This window comes from Mucilaginibacter pineti, from assembly GCF_900101875.1.
Classification (GTDB): Bacteria; Bacteroidota; Bacteroidia; order Sphingobacteriales; family Sphingobacteriaceae; genus Mucilaginibacter; species Mucilaginibacter pineti.
The window spans coordinates 159,669-167,730 of sequence record NZ_FNAI01000014.1 but is presented as its reverse complement, the minus strand read 5'-3'; the positions used below and the strand labels follow the sequence as shown (position 1 = coordinate 167,730).

The window sequence follows — 8,062 nt, the reverse complement described above, 5'->3', positions numbered from 1 at the left end:
GTTATGCTTTCTTAGCATTTGCTGCACTTCTATGCCAGCAAAGAGGTGGTCAATTTTGCCACGGAATAGGGTGTAACATATGCCCGGAACTTCCACGAAAGGTACAAAAACATCAAAAAATATAAAGGAAACAAAAAACCCTCATAATGATTAATTATGAGGGTTTTAGTAGAGTTTTGTACTTGTTATTTGTTGATATTTATCGTTTATTACTTTCCGATACAAAACTTACTAAATATATTCTCCAGCAGGTCATCCGTGGTAACGGCGCCGGTTATTTCGCCGAGGTAGTGGAGGGCTTGTTTGATATCCATCGACAGGAAATCGGAGGTGATGGAGCCGTCTATACCGCCTAATACGCGTAGGAGGGCTTCCTCGGTTTTCTGGAGAGCTTCCAGATGGCGGATGTTGGTTACAAGTGTTTCATCACCAGTTAGTTGGTCTTTTATGGCGGTGCTGTATATCTTGTTTTTAAGATCGTCTATATGGAGTTTTTCTTTGGCGGATATGAAGGTGGTTTGGTAATCCGGTAGTCCCGAAGTGCGGAAAAACTGGTCGATACTTTCCATTTTTGCTGCTTCGCCGGTTAGCAGATCCATTTTGTTAGCTACCATCAGCATAGCCACACCGGGCGTCAGTAGGCTGTCAAGATCCGTCCGTAGTTCGTTAAGCGTTATCAGCTCGGCATCAAAAACGTAAATTAAAAGTGCCGACTGGCTGATCTTTTCCATGGTGCGTTGTACACCTATCTGCTCAATGGCATCTGTAGCCTCGCGGATGCCGGCGGTATCTATCAGCCTGAAATTAATCCCCTGGATATTCAGCACTTCTTCAATGGTATCGCGGGTGGTACCGGGAATGTGGCTCACTATGGCGCGCTCCTCATTCAGCAGGGCATTTAGTAGGGTAGATTTACCTGCATTTGGCCGACCGGCTATAACGGTGTTCACACCTTGCTTAATGGCATTGCCCAACTCAAATGATTGAATGAGCCGACCCACTATGCGGGTAATATCATGAATAAGTTGTTTTAGCTGGTCGCGGTTGGCAAATTCAACATCTTCTTCGGCAAAATCAAGTTCCAGTTCAATAAGGGAAGCAAAATTTACCAGTTGCTCGCGCAGGGTTTGCAGCTGGGTGCTAAAGCCGCCGCGTAGCTGCTGCAATGCTACCTGTTGCGATGCCTTGGAGTTAGACGCGATGAGATCGGCAACGGCTTCGGCTTGCGACAAATCTAACTGACCGTTCAGGAAAGCCCTTAGTGTAAACTCGCCGGGTTTGGCGCTGCGGGCGCCTTTTTTCATGAACAGTTTAATGATACTCTCAATAATATAACCCGAGGCATGGCAGGAAATCTCGACCACGTTCTCCCGGGTATAGGAGCGGGGGGCAACAAACAACGATGCCAGCACCTCATCAAGAATCAGGTCGCCGTCAACAATATGGCCAAAGTGGATGGTATGCGAGGCCTGTTGGGTCAGATCCTTTCCTTTCCAAACACTGTTGGCTATAGTGATGGCATCCCGGCCAGACAGGCGGATCACCGCTATAGCGCCAATTCCGTTTGGGGTGGCAAGGGCAACTATTGTTTCATCGTTATTATCAGTCATTGCGTCATTTAGTCATTAAGTCATTTGGCGTTTTGCATAGCCTCGTAACTAAATGTAAAAGTAAAACAAAATACCATCAACTATAACCCACCACGTACGAACTACTTTTCAATGACTTAATGACGTGTATACAAATGACCCAATGACTAAAAAACTTTACATTTGGCAATTATGGTAACTTTTTTTGAAGCTTCGCTCGATACTATTTCGGTACATCATGTTGGTAATCAGTCGCAAAGCGAGATGTATTCCCTGTCTGATAATCCCCTGGAACTGAAGGACGATATTATCCCCAACCTGCTGATGCAGTATTTTTTGAAACCTTTTGAAAAGGCCAACGAAGTTTATCACCTTATGCACAGCAGTGGCGACCTTGCCCTCAATGAGCTGCATAACTTTGCCACAAAGGTGTTTGATGATAAGGAGAAATTTCACGAAGCATCAGAACAGATTGCCAAACACCTGTATAAGGTAACCACCCACCCCAACATCAAGGGGGGCGAACTGTACGTGGTATACTTTAACAAGGTGCAAATTGAAGGCAACCCGCTGGATGCCATCGGCATATTTAAATCAGAGAACAAGGAAACCTACCTGAAGGTATACCCGGACAAAGGCGGTTTTCAGGTTGATTATGAACAGGATGCCATTAACATTAATAAGCTGGATAAGGGTGTTTTGATCTTCAATATTGAAAAAGAGAACGGCTATAAAGTAGTAGTGGTTGATAAAACCAATGGCGGCCAGGATGCGGCTGTGTACTGGAAGGATGATTTTCTGCAATTGAAGATCCGTAACGACAGCTTTAACCAAACCAACAATACGCTGGGCATTTACAAAAATTTTGTTACCCAAAAACTCGACGATCAGTTTGAAATGAGCAAGGCCGATAAGATAGATCTCCTTAACCGCTCCATGAAGTATTTCAAAGAAAAGGAAACCTTTGATATGGATGAGTTTGCGGGCGAAGTAATCGTAAACCCCGAAGCCATTGAATCATTCAAAAACTTTAAAAGCCAGTATGAGCAAGAGTTTGACAGTCCCATCGGCAACACTTTTGAAATATCCGGCAACGCCGTAAAAAAGCAAGCCCGCGACTATAAAAGCGTACTAAAGCTGGATAAAAACTTCCACATTTATATCCATGGTGACAAGGAACTGATTGAAAAAGGTTTTGACGATGGTCGTTCCATGAATTTTTATAAAGTTTATTTTAAGGAAGAAGCTTAGGTTAGTGCGTATTCAAAAACATACGTTTTTCATTAATATGCGCAACTTTCCTGTTACATTAACTATGCCTGCATAATTCTTATCAACTTTGAGCAAAAATTGCGTTAGTAGGTATTATGCAGGCGTTAAAGTTCCATTACTTCCTATTTCTTGCTGTATTGATGTTGGCTGCGAAACCATTCGTGGGGTTTCATGCTATCAAGCAAATTGAGAGTGGTAAAGCCCCTGAAATACTCGTGAAGTCTTTCACCAAGCGTAAACAGGAATATGTGGAGGACAGTGTTTTTGATATTACAACCATACAAAAGCAACTGGCTAACCCACTTTTGGAGCTTACGGTTCTGTTTTCGTTTCTTTTAAATACTTTATTCCCTTCCATATTTAGAAAAGCTAAGAATGTTACGGCTGGCATCTTATCAGATCTCCGTTTAAGTTTATTTCCGCCGCTCCATCGTTACCTGCTTTCCGGAAAATTGATCATTTGATATTTCTGCTCTTAAAAGCATCCAATCTGGTATGCTGATGCAATTGTTGCCCAACGGTAAACATTGCCAATTTTCTATTTCTCAAATTTCTTAATACATCCTCAAGATGCACCATCTTAAACGATACGGGTGCGCGGCATTATTGCTATTATTGGCGATAACTGGCCATGCCCAACAACGGGTTACCCTGAAAGACTTGCTAAACAAAGTTGATCAGAATGCCCCCGAATTAATAGCCGACTCGGCTTCTATCGCCATTAAACAGGCGCAAGCCACAGAAACACGCAGCAATTGGCTGCCCAACTTAAAATTGAATTACCAGGCTGATGTTGGCACCAACAATAACACGGCTGGTCCGTATTTTGGCTTTGGCATTATTCCATCCAATTCGCGGGGGGTACGTACCGAAAACAATACCTCGGCGGTTTTAACTAACCTGGGCATAGCCGCGCTGGATTGGGAGGTTTACAATTTTGGTGCCTATGCGGCTCAAAATAAAGTAGCAGGTTCTGATATTACGGTAGAACAAAACCAATTTCAACAATCTAAATACAAGTTGCAGGCTTATACCATTGGTAACTACTTGCAACTATTACGCCTGCAGGATTACCTGGCTATCCAGTCGCGTAATATTGAACGTAACCAGCAGATCAGGCGGTCTATCCAGTCATTGGCCAAAAGCGGCATAAGGCCGGGTGTGGATACCAGTATAGCCGAGGCCGAATTATCAAAGGCGCGGCTTACTTATATTGAACTGGATAATCAGCTTAAACAAATACAATTGCAATTAGCCACAATCAGCGGGCTGCCATACCAAAGCATTGTGCCCGATACCCTGGCAGAAACAAGGCTCATTTCACAAACCAATATCCCCGGGCTGATAGTTGCCGATACGGCTAATCATCCTATTATTAATTATTACAGATCGGTGGTTAAAAACAGCCTCCAGAAAGAGGAGCTGGTTAAGAAACAATATAACCCCAAGATACTGCTGGAAGCTGCCGCCTGGGGGCGGGGCGCCAGTGTAGATGCTAATGATAAGTTTAACAACCTATCAAGCGGCTGGGGTTTCGACCGGAATAATTACCTGGTAGGCGTTGGCATTTCTTATAACCTGTTTGATCTGCGTCGTAAACAACTCAAACTGCGCACGCAAAAAGCCGCCACTGATTATGCACTCAGAAAACTCGACGAGCAAAAATCGCTGCTGGCTTTAGGGGTTAGCCAGGCCAATATAGAACTGAACACCGCTAAACAACGTTTGGCAGAAATACCAAACCAGTTAAAAGCAGCTACTGCCGGCTACCGGCAAAAACTTTCCCTATACAAAAGCGGCTTAACCGATATTATTGAACTTAATGCAGCCCTCAATATTTTATACCGGGCAGAAACCGATTATGCCCAGGCCCGGTTCGCTTACACCAGTGCTTTGTTCCAAAAGGCGGTTACCGGCAACCAGGTTAGTTCCGTTTTAAATCTTTTAAATTAATTATTATGTCAATGGTCACCTCCGCACTCAAACGGCCTCTTACCGTGGTAGTTATTACCATGAGCCTTTTGATATTTGCCGTGCTTAGCGCAATTAATATACCCATAGATATTTTTCCGCAGCTCAACCTGCCTACCATTTATGTGATAGAATCTTACGGCGGTATGTCGCCGCAGCAAATGGAAGGTTTTTTTAGTACCCGTTTGCAGGATCAGTTCCTGTATGTGAACGGTATTAAAAATATCTCTACTAAAAATATTCAGGGCCTTACCATGCTCAAGATCAGCTTTTACGAAAGTACCAACATGGCCGAAGCCCAGGCGCAGGTAGCCTTACAGGTTAACCGCGCCATGAAGTTTTTCCCACCCGGTGCTTTGCCGCCCCAGGTGGTTCGTTATGATGCGTCTTCGTTGCCGGTAGGGCAGCTGGTGCTTTCCGCACCCGGGCGTAGCCTCAAGGAAATTTATGACATGGCGGCCACCCGCATCAGGCCCATGTTTGCTTCTGTACCGGGATTATCGGCACCGCCGCCTTTTGGTGCCAATTCACGCTCTATTACCGTAAGCGTTGATCCGGCCAAATTACGCAGTTATGATCTCACCCCCGATCAGGTGGTAGAAGCATTGGCCAAATTCAATGCCATGTCGCCATCGGGCAATCTGCGTATTGATAATACCATGTTTATTACCACTATTAACTCCCTGGTAAAAAAAGCGGAAGAGTTTGGCGATATCCCCATCAAAACAAAGAATGGTGTATCGGTGCTGGTTAAAGATGTAGCCCGTGTGGCCGATGCATCAGATATTACGGTAGATTATGCGCTGATCAATGGCAAACGGTCGGTTTATATCCCGATAGTAAAAACGGCCGATGCATCAACATGGTCGGTAGTACAGGGCTTGAAGGCTAAACTGCCCGAAATGCAAAGTTTATTGCCCGATGATATAAAAGTATCATACGAGTTTGATCAATCGGTATTTGTGGTAAACGCCGTGAAAAGTTTAATTACTGAAGGTGGTTTAGGCGCTTTGCTCACCGGCTTAATGGTGCTGTTATTTCTGCGTGATTGGCGCAGCAGTTTAATTGTGGTGATCACCATTCCGGTTTCTATTCTTTTAGGGGTGATGCTTTTAGGGGCCTTTGGGCAAACTATCAATATCATGACTTTAAGCGGGCTGGCATTAGCCATCGGTATTCTTGTAGACCAGGCAACGGTAACGATAGAGAATATTCACCAGCACCTGGAAATGGGTAAATCAAAAAAACTGGCCATTTATGATGCCTGCGAGGAAATAGCGTTTCCGCTGCTTTTGATCCTGCTTTGTATCCTGGCGGTATTTGCCCCGTCGTTCCTGATGAATGGCGTACCAAAGGCCATGTTCCTGCCGCTATCCCTGTCCATCGGTTTAACCATGATCGTATCTTATATCCTGGCGCAAACACTGGTGCCTATATTAAGTAACTGGATGATAAAAGCCGAACGTTATCAGCATTATCATCACGGTGAATTACATGCCCATGCGGGCGAAGCCCTGGATTATAAAGAAGAATCACAGGTAAACAAACACCTGAGAGCAGAGCAGCAACATCCGGAAAATAACGACTTTTTTGAACGGGTGAAAATGAAATTCATGCAGATCATTACCCGTTGGATGCCTGCAAAAAAACTGATTGTTCCAATTTACCTGGTAGCGGTTATTGTGTTAGCCGGGGTTGGCTTTGTAATTATTGGTAAGGATATGATGCCAAAACTCAATAACGGTCAATTCCTCATCCGTATTAAAGCACCGGATGGAACGCGGCTGGAACGCACCGAAGATAAATTTAAGCAGGTACTGAGCATTATTGATAAAACTGTTGATCATCATATCGAGATCAGTTCTGGCTATGTAGGTATTGTACCCAGCAGTTATGGCAGCAGTAACCTGTACATATTTAATACAGGTACACACGAAGCTGTATTGCAGGTAAAGCTGGATGAAAGCTACAAAGTAAATATGGATGAACTGAAAGATGCTTTGCGTAAAAACATAGGCCATGCCATGCCCGATCTGCGTATCACTTTTGAACCCATAGATATGACCGAAAAGATCATGAGCCAGGGGGCAGCCACACCTATTGAATTACGCGTTGCCGGGAAGGATATGGCGCAGATTGAAAGCTACGCGAACAAGGCAGTGGCTAAATTAAAACAGATCCCGTACCTGCGCGATGTGCAAATTGTACAACCGCTAAAAATACCGGTAGTAGCCATTACGCTTGATCGCCAAAAGATATCGCAGTTTGGATTAAATGTGACCGATATAGCCCGCTCGGTTACAGCCAGTACATCATCAAGCCGTTTTACGGAGAAAAATCAATGGCTTGATGAAGATAAGCAGTACACCTACCAGGTGCAGGTACAGGTACCCGAGTATGTGATGAATACGATGGATGAGCTAAAGGAAATTCCGCTGCTGAAAGGCCAAAGCACACCGACGCTGGCAGATGTGGCTGATTTTAAGATCACCTACGCACCAGGTGAATATGACCGCACCGGTCCGCGCCGTTTTTTAACGGTGAGCGCCAATATTTATAAAAAGGATTTGGGTACGGCTACCGCCGATGTACAGAAAGCTATGAAGGAGATAGGTACTCCGCCAAAAGGCCTGGTAGCCGAGTTAAAAGGTATGACCAGCTTACTTACAGAAACGATGAGTAGTTTACAAAGCGGTTTAGGCTTTGCGGTACTGGTGATATTCCTGTTACTGGCCGCCAATTACCAATCATTCAAGCTATCACTTACCGTACTATCTACAGTTCCGGCAGTTATACTGGGTTCGCTTACTGCATTGCTGTTAACCGGTTCTACACTTAACCTGCAATCTTATATGGGGATGATCATGTCTACAGGTGTATCTGTGGCCAACGCCATCCTGATAGTAACCAATGCCGAAAAGTTAAGATTAGAGTTTAGGGATGCTACCCGTGCATCCATCACCAGCGCGGCTATCCGCCTGCGGCCAATACTCATGACCAGTTTTGCCATGATGGCGGGCATGATACCCATGGCTTCGGGTATGGGAGAGGCCGGCGAACAAACCGCACCATTGGGCCGCGCCGTAATTGGGGGTTTATTCGCATCTACATTGGCTGCCCTGTTTATCCTGCCCCTGGTGTTTGCCTGGGTACAAGATAAAACCACTTACGAGTCACCATCCTTAATGCCCGAAGAAACAACACCTATTAAAACCTCAACTATATAAAAA

Annotated in this window: 5 protein-coding genes; 4 read left to right on the top strand and 1 reads right to left on the bottom strand. The window is 44.7% G+C overall.

Annotation, left to right across the window (positions count from 1 at the left end; translation table 11 throughout):
* Positions 1-209: 209 nt before the first annotated feature.
* The gene (mnmE, locus tag BLS59_RS24645; protein WP_091153898.1) at positions 210-1,610 is read right to left on the bottom strand and encodes a tRNA uridine-5-carboxymethylaminomethyl(34) synthesis GTPase MnmE; all 1,401 of its coding nucleotides are present in this window, start codon (positions 1,608-1,610) and stop codon (positions 210-212) included.
* Positions 1,611-1,781: 171 nt separating this feature from the next.
* Between mnmE and BLS59_RS24640 the strand changes: the two genes are divergently transcribed.
* From BLS59_RS24640 to BLS59_RS24625, 4 genes are all read left to right on the top strand, one after another.
* Positions 1,782-2,840 (top strand): nucleoid-associated protein, encoded by a 1,059-nt coding sequence (locus tag BLS59_RS24640; protein ID WP_091153894.1) that lies wholly within the window; start codon positions 1,782-1,784, stop codon positions 2,838-2,840.
* A gap of 116 nt (positions 2,841-2,956) precedes the next feature.
* A complete protein-coding gene (locus BLS59_RS24635; protein ID WP_091153891.1) occupies positions 2,957-3,325 on the top strand; it encodes a hypothetical protein in 369 nt (122 codons plus the stop codon).
* 106 nt (positions 3,326-3,431) lie between these two features.
* The gene (locus BLS59_RS24630) at positions 3,432-4,814 is read left to right on the top strand and encodes a TolC family protein (protein WP_091153889.1); all 1,383 of its coding nucleotides are present in this window, start codon (positions 3,432-3,434) and stop codon (positions 4,812-4,814) included.
* A 5-nt stretch (positions 4,815-4,819) separates the two neighbouring features.
* A complete protein-coding gene (locus tag BLS59_RS24625) occupies positions 4,820-8,059 on the top strand; it encodes an efflux RND transporter permease subunit (RefSeq protein ID WP_091153886.1) in 3,240 nt (1,079 codons plus the stop codon).
* Positions 8,060-8,062: the final 3 nt, after the last annotated feature.